Below are 14,858 nucleotides of genomic sequence, written 5' to 3'. Positions count from 1 at the left end.
AGGCGGCGGCGACCTTCTGCTCGTATGTGTACCTGGTCTGCTTGCCGTCCATGGATAGCAGCACCTCGCTTCCGAACGACCGGTATACGTAGAGCCATTGTCTCACGGTGTCGCGCGGGACCGACAGCGCCTTCGCCGCCGACTCGGAACCGTGGCCTCGCTCGAAGAGCCCGATCGCCGCCTTCCTGGCCTCGATGTCGTGCTTCACCCTCAAGTCGACTCGCATAAAAAGCCTCCCATTTCTCGTGTCCAAGAAATGGGAGGCAGTTCAGTATGAACTCGGGGCTCTTGGTGCCGCACATCTATGAGAGGATAAATTCGATGCGTACGGGCGCTACTCCATGAAGCCGCCCTGGGATGGCGGCAACCTCGTCGTTACCCGTCTGATGGGTGTGTTCAAGGCGTCCGTTCCCCTTTTTATCGACGTAACGGGCAAAAAAGCTCGTCGAGGAGACCATCCACACGCACCACGGTGCGGCCGACGACATCGAGGCGCACAACCCCACTGCCGCTCACGATGCGATGTATCTGCACCTGGCCTACAACCGCAACATGATTGTGGAAGGCACACAGACAAAAGGCATTTAAGGCTCGGCAATGATCTTTCTATGATAAAACGCAAGCGGCGGCCGCCCAAACACGGGACGGCCGCCGCTTGCGTTTTATCAAATGGTGCAATGGGGTCAGGTTCACATGCACCAACTTGGTGCAAAGTAACCTGTCCCCATACGCCAAGGGGTTGACTAGAGCTCGCAGGCGACCTTGTAGCCATCGCCGATGGCGTCGCGAATGTTGCCGCACTTGTTGGCATCGCCCAGCACGTGAGTGGTAACGCCGGCTGCCGCCAGGTCGTCGGCCAGCTTGGTATTGGGACGATAGCCCATAGCAAGCACCAGCGTATCGGCACCGGCGATGGTGTGGATCTCGCCGTCCTTCTCGTAGCTGATAGTATCCTCGGTAATCTCGGTCACCTTGGCCTCGGTCAGCACGTGAACGCCCTTTGAGAGCATGCGCGTGATGAGCACCGCGCGACCGGCACCACCCTCGTTGGCGGCGAGCGTCTTGGTCATCTCGATGACGGTGACGTCGCGGTTGGCCGGCGACAGGTCGTTGACCAACGGGGCCAGGTAATCGGCCGTCTCGCAGCCAACGGTGCCGCCACCCACGATGACGATCTTCTTGCCCGGGAAAGCCTTGCCGCCCAACAGGTCGTCAGCCGTCATAACCTGCTTAAAGCCCTGCATGAAGGCCGGGGCGATAGGCTCGGCGCCATAGGCCAGGACGACCTCGTAGTCGGCGTAGTCACGCTGAATGTCCTCGGCAGTAAGCTCGGTGCCAAAGACGCACTTTACGCCGGCCTCGGCCAGGCGACGGTACTGATACTTGATCACGCGGGTGAGTTCCTGCTTTGCCGGCGGAACGGCTGCGATGCGCATCTCTCCGCCCGGCTCGTCCTGCTTATCCACGAGCACCACGTTATGACCGCGTTTGGCGGCAATGTAGGCTGCCTCCATACCCGCGGGACCGGCGCCCACAACCAGTACGTTCTTGGCCTCGGCGGCAGGCTCGTAGCCAGCCTCGTCGCGCTCCACGTCCGGGTTGACGGTGCAGGAGATGCGCTTGCCAAACATAATGCCGTTCAGGCAACGCAGGCAACCGATGCAGGGACGGATCTCGTCGGCGTTGCCAGCGGCTGCCTTGTTGCAGAACTCGGCATCGCACAGATTGGCGCGGCCCATCATACAGATGTCGGCCGCGCCGTCCTCGATCAGCTCCTCGGCGATCCAGGCCTCGTTAATGCGTCCGACGGTGGCGACGGGAATGTTGACGTGCTTTTTGATCTCGCGCGAGCAGGCGGCGTGCGAGGCCTGCTGCGTGCCGGCGGCGGGAATCGCGGAGCCGCGCTTGATGGTGGTGCCGCCCGACACGTGAATCATGTCGACGCCGGCCTTTTCCAAGCGACGCGAGACGTAGATCATGTCGTTGAGGGTCAGGCCGCCATCGGTGTACTCATCGCCCGAGATGCGGACGTCGATGATAAAGTCCTTGCCGCAGCGCTCGCGAATCTCGGCGATGACCTCGAGCAAGAAGCGCATACGGGCGTCGAGCGAGCCGCCGTACTCGTCGGTACGCTTGTTGTAGAGTGGAGTCAAAAAGCCGCCGAGCATGCCGTGGGCATGTGCCGCATGGACCTCGACGCCATCGACACCGGCCTTCTGCATACGCACGGCAGCGTCACCAAACTGATGCGTGAGCTCGTGAATCTCATCGACCGTGATAGGACGCGGTGCCTCGCGGGCATAGGACGGACCCACAAAGGACGGAGCGATCAGGCGCGGCGTGCCCGGAATGTTAAAGGCCATGTAGGCGGGGTGGAAGAGCTGCGGCATGATCTTGCAGCCATACTCGTGGACGGCCGCTGCGAGCTTTTTCCAGCCGGGGATAAACGTGTCGTCGTAGCAGCACATGTCACCCGGCAGATAGGTATAGGTAGGCTCAACCGTCACGACCTCGGTAATGATGAGGCCCACGCCGCCCTTGGCGCGTGCACGGTAATGATCGACCAAGTCGTCGGTCACATAGCCGTGATCGGCTAGGTTGGTAGATACCGGCGGCATAAAGACGCGGTTCTTGACCTCGGTCGTACCGACCTTGATCGGGCTAAAGAGCATCGGGTAGGCACAGGACTCCATACAGGGTTCCTTTCGTTTGAGCCGCTCGGCGGCAGTTGCTAACACACCTATCGTATCAGCGACCGCCGTATCCGCAATCATACATGCCCAAGCGCCGTTCGACTAATGAATACCGCGGCCCAGGTCTTCGGCGATTTTGTCCACGCCCTTAAGTGCGGCACACGTCTTTTTGTTGGAGCAATGTCCTGTGCAAACGCCACCCTGAGCACAGTCGGCGCAGGTGCCCTTGCGGTAGATGCGCACGCATACCGCGACAAACGCAATACCGATAACAGCCAGAACAACAATATCGATAGGTGCCATAGCAAGCCTCCTCTAGTTAACCATCACTTACTTTACCCCATTTTCCACCTGCCAAAAAGGGACAGGTTTATTTTGGTCGGTTTTATCTGCGGAAACGCCACATCTCCCCCATTACGCCAAAAAGCCCGAGTGTCGCTGGGACACCCGGGCTCGTGGAAAGGGGCTAATCCTTATTCGGACTTAAGCGGAAACTGCGGCGGAAGCAGTGTTGGTCTCGTCCTCGTCGGTCCATGCATGCGCAGGGATAGGGCGAAAGATCTGGAAGAGCATCGCAACCAGCAGAACGATGGCCACAATCGTCCAGATACCAAACTGTCCCAACACAAACAGGTTGTAGAACTGGTTGATGAACAGGCCGATCACCCAAGCGAAGGCGCACTCGTAACCGATGGCAATCGCGGTCCACTTGCCGGAGTCCATCTGGTTGCGGATAGTACCCATGGCGGCAAAACACGGAGCGCACAGCAGGTTGAACGCGCCAAAGGCAACGCAAGCGCCCATGGTGGGGAACATACCGGCAAACGCAGTCCACAGGCTCGGGTCGGTCTCGGCGGCGTCAGCCACGGACAGCAGCGAGCCGGCGGTGGCGACGACGTTCTCCTTAGCCACAAGGCCCGAGACGGTCAGCGCAGTTGCCTGCCAGGTGCTAAAGCCGAGCGGAGCGAAGATCCAAGCGACCAGGTTACCGAGCATGGCAAGCACGGAGTAGTCCATGAACTCCTCGGAGATGCCGTCCATTGCAGGCAGGAAGCCAAAGGAACCGTTGTAGCTTCCAAAGTTGGAGAGGAACCAAACAACGACGGTGGATGCGAAGATGACCGTGCCGGCCTTCTTGATAAAGGCCCAGCAGCGCTCCCACACGTGCAGTGCCCAAGAGCGGATCGCCGGGAAGTGGTAGGCAGGAAGCTCCATAACGAACGGCGTCGGGCGACCGGCGAAGAGCTTGGTCTTCTTGAGCATAAGGCCCGAGGCGATGACGGCGAAGACGCCCAGGAAGTAGAAGAGCGGGCTGATCCACGCCGCGGTGGTGGAAGAATCGCCGATGATGGAACCCATGAGCAGGGCGATGATCGGCAGCTTGGCACCACAGGGAATAAACGTGGTGGTCATGACCGTCATGCGGCGGTCCTTCTCGTTCTCGATGGTCTTGGTGGCCATGACGCCGGGGACGCCGCAGCCCGAGGACACGAGCATGGGGATAAAGGACTTACCGGACAGGCCAAAGCGGCGGAACACGCGGTCCATGATGAAGGCGACGCGGGCCATATAGCCGCAGTCCTCCAGGAAGGACAGCATCACAAAGAGCAGGAACATCTGCGGGACGAAGCCGAAGATAGCGCCCAAACCGCCGACGATGCCGTCGCAGACCAGCGAATCGACCAGGCCGCCGTCCTCGGTGCCACCCGCCACAAGGGCATCGTGCACCACGGTGGTGATACCCGGGACATAGGGGCCGTACTGCGCCGGGTCAACCGAGTCGGCATCGTCGCCCGCAGCCTCGACAGCTGCGTCGTAGGCGTCGCGACCCTGGCCGAGCACGTACCAGCCGTCGGTGCCAAAGAGCTGGTCGTTGGTGAAGTCGGTCACTGTGCCGCCTAAGGTGGAAACGGCGATGTAGTACACGCAGAACATGATGACCACAAAGATCGGCAGGCCCAGGATACGGTTGGTAACCACACGGTCGATCTTCTCGGAGGTGCTCATCTTGGCCGGAGCCTTGGTGAGGCACTCGTCGATGATGTGCGCGATGACGCCATAGCGCTCACCGGTGATGATGGACTCGGCGTCGTCATCACAGTCCTGCTCGCACTGGGCGACCAGCTCTTCCACGCGAGCGGCCTTCTCCTTAGTGAGGTTGATGAGCTTGCAGGCGTCCGCATCACGCTCGAACAGCTTAACCGCGTAGTAGCGACGCTTGTTGGCGGGAACGCTCGCCGGCAGGTTGTTTTCGATGTGGTCCAGAACGTCCTCGATGGAGGAATCGAACTTGTGCTCCGGCACCTGGCCCTTGGAAGCAGCGGACTTCTTAACCTGCTCGAACAGCTCCTTAATACCCTTGTTCTTAAGGGCCGAAATCATCATGACTGGGCAGCCGAGTTTCTTGGAGAGCTTGTCCGTGTCGATCTTGTCGCCGTTCTTCTCGACCAAGTCGGCCATGTTGAGGGCGACGACCACGGGTAGGCCGGTCTCGATAACCTGAAGCGCCAGGTACAGGTTGCGCTCGAGGTTGGTGGCATCGACAACCTGGACGACGACATCGGGCTCGCCGCTCATGAGGTAATCGCGCGAGCATTGCTCCTCGGGGCTGTAGGGGGAAAGCGAGTAGATGCCGGGGAGGTCCGTGATGGTAACGTTCTTGTCGCTTAGGAGCTTAGCCTCCTTTTTCTCAACCGTGACGCCGGGCCAGTTGCCAACGTAGCCGTTGGCGCCGGTGATCAGGTTGAAAAGCGTGGTCTTGCCGCAGTTGGGGTTACCCGCCAGCGCGACATGGATCTGAGAATCCGCCATTCAATCCTTCTTCCTTGTGAGCCCGCGCTGCTTTCTCCGCGCAGGCTGGATAATGTGCTTCAAAGTTGCTGCATTAAGTTAGAAATTTCTAACTTTATCTGCAGAAATAAACGTCGTGGGCCCTTACTGGACCTCGACGACGGCCGCCTCCTCCTTGCGGATGGAAAGCTCGTAGCCGCGCACGTTGATCTCGACCGGATCGCCGAGCGGTGCAACCTTCACGACCTTGAACGAAGTGCCCTTGATGAGCCCCAGGTCCATAAGGTGGCGGCGAAGTGCGCCCTCACCGTGAAGCTTGACGATGGTAGAGCTCTCGCCCACCTTAACGTCACCCAACGTCTTCATCCTCTTGTCCCCCTTTCGGTTTTTATGAAATGCTGCAGATTAACCGACGGTCATGATGTGCATGGCAACCTTGGAATCGATGCCAAAGCGTGCGCCCAGCACCATGACGATGATATTGGCGCCACTCGAGCTCACCACGTGGATCTCGCTGCCCTCGACAAAGCCGAGGTCCTTGAGACGGTGCTTTATGTCCTCATTGCCCTTTACACGAGACACGTGCACGGTTTCGCCCGCTTTTACCATAGAAAGCGGCATGGCCGGCATCTGCGGTCCGCAAGACATGAGTGAGCTCCTAACATCGGTTCGTCCTCAACATCGACGCGATAAAAGTTAACCGCGTCTATGTTCGAACTAGTAAACTAACACGTGGTTAACTTTTTGGAAAGGATCTCTATTCAGTTTTCGAAAAAGTTTCCCATCTTAAACAAAGGCTCCGCAAAGACGGTCTCTTTGCGGTGCCTTGTCATACCAATGTATGCAACAGAGGGGACTCTCCCCTTTTTACATTGTTCCGCTTAGAGTGAGAGATTTCTGATCGATGTGACGCAGGAGGCCTCATCCACGCCCGAAACACGAAAGACGACGCTCTCACCGCACTCACCATAGAGGGCCATGAGTCCCATGATATCGCGGCCATCCGTGTGGCGATCGCCGATGCTGACCGACACGTCACTACGATGCTTGGCGATAATGTCATAGAGAAGCGCAACCGGGCGGGCATGTAGTCCCAACGGATCTTTAATCGTCTTTGTAAACTCGACCATGTCCCCTCCCGCAGCATCGCACATTTGGCCGGCCAAACCCAGCCACGTGGTAGTTATTGTAGCGTTAGATGCTTGTCGAGAGCGGGACGGAAACCACATCCCACTTCGAGTGTCAACGATGGGACACAGTTTCCGCCAGAAGGCTCAACCGGAAACTGTGCCCCATTATTTTGCCGAATTCTGGGCCGCGCTTTCCCAGAGGACCCCCTTTGGGAAAGCGCGGCCCATTCTGGACGCAGATTCCGGGACGCACTTTCCGCGACGTCCGGTCACCCTATGCCCTCGCAACGCCCGCGCATAAAAAACGAGGGAAGGCACGCGTCCTTCCCTCGTTAGAGACAATATGTAGCCGCTCGCCTACATCAAGCGCAGGCTGACGTCCTTGAGCTGGGCGCCGGAAACGGCACTCGGGGCGCCCGACATGAGGTCGGAGCCGCTGGCCGTCTTGGGGAACGCCATGACGTCGCGGATAGAATCGGAGCCGGTAAGCAGCATGCACACGCGGTCCAGACCCAGGGCAAAACCGCCCATCGGGGGCGCACCAAACTTGAGCGCCTCCATGAGGAAGCCAAACTGCGACTCGGCGCGCTCCTCGGTAAAGCCCAGGAGCTTGAGCATGGACATCTGCATCTCGGCGTTATGGATGCGCATGCCACCGCCGCCGGCCTCAAAACCGTCCATGACAAAGTCGTAGGTGCAGGAACCGGCAGCCAACGGGTCGGCCTCGATCTTGGCGATGTCGGTCTCGGTCGGCAGAGTGAACGGCTGGTGCTCGGCTGCATAGGCCTTGCGGTCCTCATCCCAGTGGAACAGCGGGAAGTTGACGACCCACAGGAAGTCGTGACCCTCGCGTTTGATCTCGAGTGCGTTGGCCATGTGAGAGCGCATGCCGCCCAGGATCTCGTCAGAGAGCAGGCGCGGGCCGGCGGCGAACATCACGAGGTCGCCAGGCTCGACGTTCATGCGCTCGCGCAGAGCCGCCATCTCCTCGTCCGAGAAGAACTTGACGATGGGGCTGTTGATGGAGCCGTCCTCGCGGAAAGCGATCCAGGCCAGACCCTTGGCGCCAAACGTGGAGGCCACGCCGGCGAGCTTATCGATCTTGGCACGTGCCCAGGCACCGGCGCCCTTGGCGTTGATGGCCTTGACGACAGAGCCCTCCTCGTTTGCGGCAGTCGCAAAGACCTTGAACTTGGAGTTGGCAAAGATGTCGGTCAGATCGACCAGATGCATGCCATAGCGGGTATCGGGCTTGTCGGAGCCATAGGTGTCCATGGCCTCCCAGTAGTCCATACGACGCAGCGGCGTGGGCATCTCGACACCCATGCGACCGAAAGCATCGGCCAGGACCTCTTCGAGTGCGCTCATGACGTCGTTCTGGTCCACGAAGGACATCTCGATATCGACCTGGGTGAACTCGGGCTGACGGTCGGCACGCAAGTCCTCGTCGCGGAAGCACTTGGCAACCTGGTAGTAGCGCTCGACGCCACCGACCATGAGCAGCTGCTTTAGGAGCTGCGGGGACTGCGGCAGGGCGTAGAAGTTACCCGGCTGAATACGGCTGGGAACGATGAAGTCGCGGGCGCCCTCGGGCGTAGACTTGAACAGGGAGGGTGTCTCGACCTCCATGAACTCACGGTTGTGAAGCGCCTCGCGAATGGCAAAGGTGAAGTCGGAGCGCAGCTTGAGGTTGGCCATCATCTCGGGACGACGGAGGTCCAGATAGCGATAGCGCAGACGGGTGTCCTCGCTGGTCTCGATGCCGTCCTCGATCTGGAACGGCGGAGTAACGGAGGTGTTGAGCACCTCGGCGTGGTCGGTCAGGACCTCGATCTCGCCGGTCGCGAGCTTGGCGTTGGTGGTTTCCTCGCCACGGGCACGCACGACGCCGTGAATCTTGATGGGCCACTCGGGACGCATGGTCTCGGCGATCTTAAAGGCATCGCCGTCGGAGTGCTCGGGGTCGAAGGTGAGCTGCGTGATGCCCTCGCGGTCGCGAAGGTCGCAGAAGATAAGGCCGCCGTGGTCGCGGCGACGGCTCACCCAACCGGTGAGGGTGACCTCTTCGCCCACGTTCTCGCGGCGAAGCTCGCCGCAGGTATGGGTGTGCATGGAATGCTCGTCGATGGGACGGGTCTGGCTCATACCAGTGATCCTCCTTTATGGATCTGTGCCGCCCCGTGTCGTTCCGGGCGGCGTCGTACAGATTTGCCCAGCCTGCGTAAACCGCGCAGCCGGACATGGCGTTCTATCTTATCGCACCCGCGCCGATGTACCGCGAAAAAGTGGCTCCCGCTCAAAGACTTGACGGAGACGAAACAATTGACGCGGCCTGGCCGTCGCCAAGGCGCGCCGCGTGCGACAATGTGCCTACAATACAACCGCACTCGGAAAGGCCCACCATGACTGCACGCCTCATCGTTATGGATATCGATTCCACGCTCATCAACCAGGAGGTCATCGACCTGTTGGGCGAGGAAGCAGGCGTGGGCGGGCAAGTTGCGCGGATCACCGAACGCGCCATGCGCGGCGAGCTCGACTTTAAGCAGGCGCTCGAGGAGCGCGTGGGCCTGCTTGCCGGCCTGGACGAGAGCGTTTTCGAGCGCACCTTTGAGCGCGTGACGTTTACCCCCGGCGCACTGGAGCTTGTGCGCTCGGCGCACAGCAAAGGCTGGAAGGTCGGCGTGGTAAGCGGCGGCTTCCACGAGGTCGCCGACAAGATCGTGGCCGCTGCGGGCATCGATTTTTGCCTGGCCAACCGCCTGGAGGTCGTAGACGGCAAGCTCACGGGCAAGCTGGCGGCAGACATTGTGACCAAGGAATCCAAGCTCATCCAGCTACTGGATTGGGCGGTTGAGTGCGGTGTCGATATGGCCCATACCGTGGCGATCGGCGACGGCGCCAACGACATCCCCATGATTCAGGCCGCGGGCACGGGCATCGCATTTTGCGCCAAGCCCAAGACGCGCGAGGCCGCTCCGTTTGCCATCGACGAGCGCAACCTGATGCTCGCCATGGACATCATCCTGCGTGACTAGCCGATCCATCTAACAACAGAATCAAATCCCCTATATCTAGTTTCCGAACAATTTTGTCTTAGTGTTCGGGAACATACCCTTTGAGTGCTAGACTTTGCGCCGTCGAAGGGAACTTATATGGATAAGCGAGATCTAGAGCAGCTGCTGAGCGATGTTGCCGGCGGATCAGTCACCCCCGCCGACGCCCTTACGCGCATCCAAACGGCGCCAACCACCGATCTGGGTTTTGCGCAGCTCGATCTTTCGCGCGGGGTGCGCCAGGGGGCCGGTGAGGTTGTCTACGGCGCCGGTAAAACCGCCGAGCAGATTGCCGCCATTATCAAAGCGCTGCGCGATGCCGGTCAGGAGCGCACCCTGGTTACGCGCCTGGATGCCGAAAAAGCAGCCCGCACCTCGGAGCTTCTCGACAACGGGATCGACCTGGGATATGTCCCGAACGCCCAGCTCGCCCTCGTGGGCGGCAAGCCCTCCCCTACCGGTAACGGACGCATCGTTGTCGCCTGCGCCGGCACGAGCGACTTGCCCGTCGCCGAAGAAGCCGCGTTGACGGCCGAGTTCTTCGGCAACGAGGTCGACCGCCTCTACGACGTAGGTGTCGCCGGCCTGCACCGTCTGCTCGCGCATGCCGAGGAACTTGCCCAGGCACAGGTGGTCATCGCCATCGCCGGCATGGAGGGCGCGCTGGCGAGCGTTATCGGCGGTCTGGTAAGCTGTCCGGTCATCGCCGTTCCCACCAGCGTGGGCTACGGCGCGAGCTTTGGTGGCATAGCCGCGCTGCTCGCCATGCTCAACTCCTGCGCCAGCGGCGTTTCGGTCGTCAATATCGACAATGGCTTTGGTGCCGCCTACCAGGCAAGTCTTATCAATCATCTGAGCGCCGGAACACCCTGCGCCCGTTAAGGAGCATTCCATGTCCAACCATCAGCATACGCTTATCATCGACGGCACCTCGGGCATCAGCGGCGATATGACCGTCGCGGCCCTGCTCGACCTGGGTGCCAGCGAGGAGCACCTGCGCGAACAGCTCGCCACGCTGCCGGTCGACGGCTTTGAGATTGCCGTTACACGCGTAAACAAGCATGGCATCGACGCCTGCGACTTTGACGTTCAGCTGGCAGAGGAGCTCGAGAACCATGATCACGATATGGCCTGGCTCTTTGGCAACGAAGCAGCTGCCGAGCACACGCACGAGCATGAGCACCACCATCATGACCATGGCGGACATGAACACGAGCACTGCCACGAGCATACGCACGAGCATGACCATGAGGCTCACGGCCATGGCCACGAGGACCATCACCACGCCCACCACCATCACCACCGTTCTTTGGCGGACGTCACCGCCATCATCGACGGCTCACAGCTAAGCGATGGCGCCAAGCGTCGTGCCCTCGCCATCTTTACCGCACTCGCTGCTGCCGAGGCCAAAGCTCACGGCAAAACGCCCGACACCGTCATGTTCCACGAGGTGGGCGCTGTCGACTCCATCGTCGACGTCTGCTCTGTCGCCATCTGCCTCGACGACCTGGGCATTGAGGATGTTGTGGTCGAGTCGCTCTCCGAGGGCCACGGAACCATCCGCTGCGCCCACGGCCTCATGCCCATTCCCGTCCCCGCTGTCGTCAACCTGTGCCAGGCAGGCAATATCGCCCTCACGCCTGCACCGGTCGCCGGCGAGCTCGTGACGCCAACGGGCGCCGCCATCGTCACCGCGCTGCGCACGTCCGACCAACTGCCCTCACGCTACCACATCGAAGCCGTCGGCTACGGCGCCGGCAAACGCCCCTACGAGGGTTGCTCCGGCACGCTCCGCTGTCTGCTCGTTCACGCGGACGCATAGCCATGGATGCCCGCAAGGCAAAAAGCCGCGCTGCCATCGTTGCGGCGTTCTCCGAGCTCCTGCGCGAAGAGGACTACGGCAAGATTACCGTCGGCGACATCATCGCTCGCGCCCATGTAGGTCGGGCAACGTTCTACGGCCTCTTTAAGAGCAAAGATGACCTGCTCGCTGAGTTCGTGTGCGATATCTGCACCCATGCCCTCGACGATGACGGTACACCCCTCAATGACCCGCTCGTACAGGTCGAGCATATCCTCAACAACCTCTGGGATCGTCGTCAGGGCGTACGCGCCCTCGTAGCCGGCGCCGGCTCGCGCGTCTTCGCCGACTGTCTCCGCAAGACCATCATGTCGCGCGCAGCCGAAACCGTCCCTGTCGACCCCACAGGCCCCGCCAGCACCATGAATCGCAACTTCCTCCTCCACCACATAGCCTCAAGCTTCGTAGCCACCGTCCAATGGTGGGCCTGGCACAACTTCCAAGCCGACAAGGCCGACGTAGCCAAAGACTACCTATCAGCCATAAAACCCCTCTTCACCTAAGTAAGAGGCTCATCCCAGAGCATTGCCCCAACCCAAGGCGCCCGCGCATCCCAACGTGTCACTCGCACTTCAACGCCCCCCAACAGCGACAAGCCCCTCCCATCCAAATTCAGAAATATGTTGGGTTGCTTGTACAAACGCAACAAAGACCCCTCAGCTGTCCGCATGGGGTGACTTCCCAGCGCATTCCACAGGACGAAAGAACCCCCGCCGCACGAAGTGCGCAGCGGGGGTTCTTTCATGTCCGAGGACGCGCTGGGAAGTTACCCCATGCGGCCAGCGGACAACTATGTGGCCTTGGACTAGAACATGCCCAAGAAACCGTGCACAAACAGCGCGGCCAGAGCGGCACCGATAAACGGAGCGATGCCAGGAACGAGCAGGCCGTACTTCCAGTTGTTGTCAGCCTTGTTCTTGATCGGAAGCACCTGATAGGCCATGCGAGGACCAAGGTCGCGTGCCTGGTTCATGGCGAAGCCGGTGATGCCACCCATGCCCATGCCAACGGCCCAAACGATCAGGCCGACGCAGATAGCGAGCATCAGAACGTTCTCGCCGGCGCGGCTAGCGGCAGCAAGGATGGCGCTGATGAACACAAAGGTGCAGATAGCCTCACAGAAGAAGTTGCGGGCATAGTTCGTGCCCTCGGTGGTGGGGTTGGTCGAGAAGATGTTGCGCTGGGCAATGGGGTCGACGACGCCCTCGGAAGCCTTGAACTCATCGGTATACATAAACCAAGCGATTACGGCGCCCACAAAGCCGCCGAGCATATCGGCAATCATGAAGGGGATGCAGCTGCTCCACGGCACCAGACCGACGATGCACTGGGCAAGCACCATAGCCGGGTTCATGCACACGGCGCCGCCAAAGACAAACAGGCAGACCGAGATGCCAAAAGACCAGGTGGTGATGGCAAACATGTGGCCGGAGCCCTGATACTTGGTGCCCTTAAGCACGGTATCGCAGTGTACGCCCACGCCAAAGATGATCATGAGGGCCGTTGCGCCGAATTCGCAGAGGAGTTTGGTAAGCATAAAACCTTATCTTTCTTGTCGGTTACAAACGATTCGTTTAGGCCGCGCGCTAGTGCTGAGCGACGACAACGCCCAGGCCATCGGGAATGACGGCTACCTTGGCATCGGCACCCTTCATTTCAAAGGCGAGCTTGAGCGCCTCCTCGAGGGTGTTGACCGGCGTCATATGCATATCCTTGAGCATCTGGTGATCGCACAGGTCGGTGACCATGATCACAGGGTGATGCGCCAGGATACGGGCAAAGATCTGGCTCGTCCACTGGTCGGGCAGGGTCTCGTCCTTAGGACGGTCGATGCAGGCGCGCTCAAACTCTGCCGGATCGTTGTCAGCGATGTTGTGATAGAAGCCCTCGCCACCGTGACCATCGGCGCAACCGGCGACATCGATGATCACGCCGCCCTCGGGAAGTGTGGCCTCGGCAGCGCACATGCCCTTCACGGCCTGATAGACGTTCTGATCGAGCGGATAGCCACCGTTGGTGGTGATGGCAATCTCGCACTCGACGGGCTCAACGCCGGCAAGGCTCTTCACGAACTCGCAGCCGGCCTCGTGCGCCTTGTGAATGTCGCCGGCAAAGGAGCCGATGACCTCGTGCTTGCCGTTGAGCACCACGTTGAGCACAAAGGCAAGGTGAGCCATCTCGGCAGCGGCAAACATGTCCTCGCTCACGTGGTTGTGGCACAGGTTGCCGGCGCGCGAATGGGAATCGTTCACAAACTGGCCGTTGTGGTTGTACATGATGGTCTTGTAGCTGGCGATGCCGGGCAGCACGGACTTGCGGCTGCCAGAAAAACCGGCAAAGAAGTGCGGCTCAATGAAGCCCTCGGCAAGCAGTAGATCGCAATCGGCGGCAATCTTGTTGATGATGCACTCGCCACCAGAAGGCAGGGTGCCAATCTTTTCCATCATGCTGTCGTCGGTCGCGACGTGCATGACAATTTCCTCGTTGGCAACGATCTCCTCGCCATACTTGTTGACGAGCTCCTCGTGCGTCGACGGACGATGCATACCCGTAGCAACCAGAATGCGAACGCGCGCCTCAGGCGCAGCGGAGTGGATGTGATGCAGCAGAATAGGCATCGTCACACGCGAGGGAACGGGGCGCGTATGGTCGGAGCTAATGATGACAATATCCTTCTTGCCAGCGCAAAGCTCCTCGAGCGAAGGCGATCCATAAGGGTTGGCAAGCGACTCCTCTACCAGCTCTTCCTGCGATTTTGCAGTCTTAAACTCGTTTTGGTGACCTTCCATCACACCCGCGAAGTTCTTATCCTCGAGCTCCAGATGCAATGTCTTGTGGTCAAACGGCAGTTCACATTCAAACAATGACGAGCGCCCTCTTCCTTTCAGCTGACACATTAGATAAACCGTTGGAAGGATACGCCGCTCACCGAAAAACGCCACCGTCCACCGAGTCGTTAACACAACGTTCATATTTGACCCACAACAAAACGGCCGCGATCACAAGAGGGACCGCGGCCTCCTGTCAAAGAAGCTATGGGCAGGGTGGATTACGCAGCGCCGAGGCAAACATCAATCCTGTGGCATGCGCGTGTAAGCTATCTTGCATAAATAGGTCAATATACTGCATAGAATGACGCATTGGGTTTCGAACCGCAACATGGTAGCCCCCTCCGGAGCGTGCATTTTTGCGAGTATTCAGCATCGCAAGATAAGATTTTCGTGTCAAAAGTCTTTCAAAAGGTAGATCGTCCTCATGACTCGTCCCATCTGGATAACATGCGGCGAGAAACCAGCCGTATATGAGCATCGCCAAGGCCCAATTGTCT

The 14,858-nt window shown here is 59.8% G+C and carries 13 protein-coding genes and 1 pseudogene; 4 read left to right on the top strand and 10 right to left on the bottom strand.

Annotated features, from left to right (window positions below; translation table 11 throughout):
* The 8 genes and pseudogenes from ACTQ05_RS07450 to aspS form a co-directional block, all read right to left on the bottom strand.
* Positions 1–226 (bottom strand): annotated as a pseudogene (locus tag ACTQ05_RS07450) (helix-turn-helix domain-containing protein); the annotation flags it as partial.
* A 517-nt stretch (positions 227–743) separates the two neighbouring features.
* Entirely contained in the window at positions 744–2,693 is a 1,950-nt protein-coding gene (locus ACTQ05_RS07445; protein WP_441064097.1) for an NAD(P)/FAD-dependent oxidoreductase, read from the bottom strand.
* A 102-nt stretch (positions 2,694–2,795) separates the two neighbouring features.
* Positions 2,796–2,996 (bottom strand): hypothetical protein, encoded by a 201-nt coding sequence (locus tag ACTQ05_RS07440; protein WP_117634210.1) that lies wholly within the window; start codon positions 2,994–2,996, stop codon positions 2,796–2,798.
* A 180-nt stretch (positions 2,997–3,176) separates the two neighbouring features.
* Positions 3,177–5,504 (bottom strand): ferrous iron transporter B, encoded by a 2,328-nt coding sequence (gene feoB, locus ACTQ05_RS07435; RefSeq protein ID WP_441049139.1) that lies wholly within the window; start codon positions 5,502–5,504, stop codon positions 3,177–3,179.
* A gap of 123 nt (positions 5,505–5,627) precedes the next feature.
* Positions 5,628–5,849 carry a FeoA family protein gene (locus ACTQ05_RS07430; RefSeq protein WP_006234774.1) on the bottom strand — a complete coding sequence of 74 codons (222 nt, stop codon included), beginning with the start codon at positions 5,847–5,849 and terminating at the stop codon, positions 5,628–5,630.
* 39 nt (positions 5,850–5,888) lie between these two features.
* A complete protein-coding gene (locus ACTQ05_RS07425) occupies positions 5,889–6,131 on the bottom strand; it encodes a FeoA family protein (RefSeq protein ID WP_441538623.1) in 243 nt (80 codons plus the stop codon).
* A 233-nt stretch (positions 6,132–6,364) separates the two neighbouring features.
* On the bottom strand, positions 6,365–6,613 hold the full coding sequence (locus tag ACTQ05_RS07420; protein WP_427719814.1) for an HPr family phosphocarrier protein: 249 nt from the start codon (positions 6,611–6,613) through the stop codon (positions 6,365–6,367).
* Between the two features lie 357 nt (positions 6,614–6,970).
* The gene (gene aspS, locus ACTQ05_RS07415; protein ID WP_427719815.1) at positions 6,971–8,758 is read right to left on the bottom strand and encodes an aspartate--tRNA ligase; all 1,788 of its coding nucleotides are present in this window, start codon (positions 8,756–8,758) and stop codon (positions 6,971–6,973) included.
* Positions 8,759–9,015: 257 nt separating this feature from the next.
* Here aspS and serB point away from each other — a divergent pair, with 257 nt between their 5' ends.
* The 4 genes from serB to ACTQ05_RS07395 all read left to right on the top strand — a co-directional run bounded on the left by serB (position 9,016) and on the right by ACTQ05_RS07395 (position 12,033).
* On the top strand, positions 9,016–9,651 hold the full coding sequence (gene serB / locus ACTQ05_RS07410; RefSeq protein ID WP_427747576.1) for a phosphoserine phosphatase SerB: 636 nt from the start codon (positions 9,016–9,018) through the stop codon (positions 9,649–9,651).
* 117 nt (positions 9,652–9,768) lie between these two features.
* A complete protein-coding gene (larB, locus tag ACTQ05_RS07405) occupies positions 9,769–10,551 on the top strand; it encodes a nickel pincer cofactor biosynthesis protein LarB (RefSeq protein WP_441538621.1) in 783 nt (260 codons plus the stop codon).
* A 10-nt stretch (positions 10,552–10,561) separates the two neighbouring features.
* On the top strand, positions 10,562–11,491 hold the full coding sequence (locus tag ACTQ05_RS07400; protein ID WP_441049133.1) for a LarC family nickel insertion protein: 930 nt from the start codon (positions 10,562–10,564) through the stop codon (positions 11,489–11,491).
* A 2-nt stretch (positions 11,492–11,493) separates the two neighbouring features.
* Positions 11,494–12,033, top strand: coding sequence for a TetR/AcrR family transcriptional regulator (locus ACTQ05_RS07395; RefSeq protein WP_441049131.1), 540 nt, complete (start codon positions 11,494–11,496; stop codon positions 12,031–12,033).
* Between the two features lie 302 nt (positions 12,034–12,335).
* On the opposite strand, the gene larD is transcribed toward ACTQ05_RS07395, so the two are convergent.
* Together larD and larA are read right to left on the bottom strand one after the other, a co-directional pair.
* Positions 12,336–13,067, bottom strand: coding sequence for a D/L-lactic acid transporter LarD (gene larD, locus ACTQ05_RS07390; protein ID WP_441017382.1), 732 nt, complete (start codon positions 13,065–13,067; stop codon positions 12,336–12,338).
* 49 nt (positions 13,068–13,116) lie between these two features.
* Positions 13,117–14,394 (bottom strand): nickel-dependent lactate racemase, encoded by a 1,278-nt coding sequence (larA, locus tag ACTQ05_RS07385; RefSeq protein ID WP_427748316.1) that lies wholly within the window; start codon positions 14,392–14,394, stop codon positions 13,117–13,119.
* Positions 14,395–14,858: the final 464 nt, after the last annotated feature.

The organism is Collinsella sp. LCP21S3_A9 (assembly GCF_052118785.1).
Taxonomy (GTDB): Bacteria; Actinomycetota; Coriobacteriia; order Coriobacteriales; family Coriobacteriaceae; genus Collinsella.
This window is presented reverse-complemented; position numbering and strand designations above follow the sequence as displayed.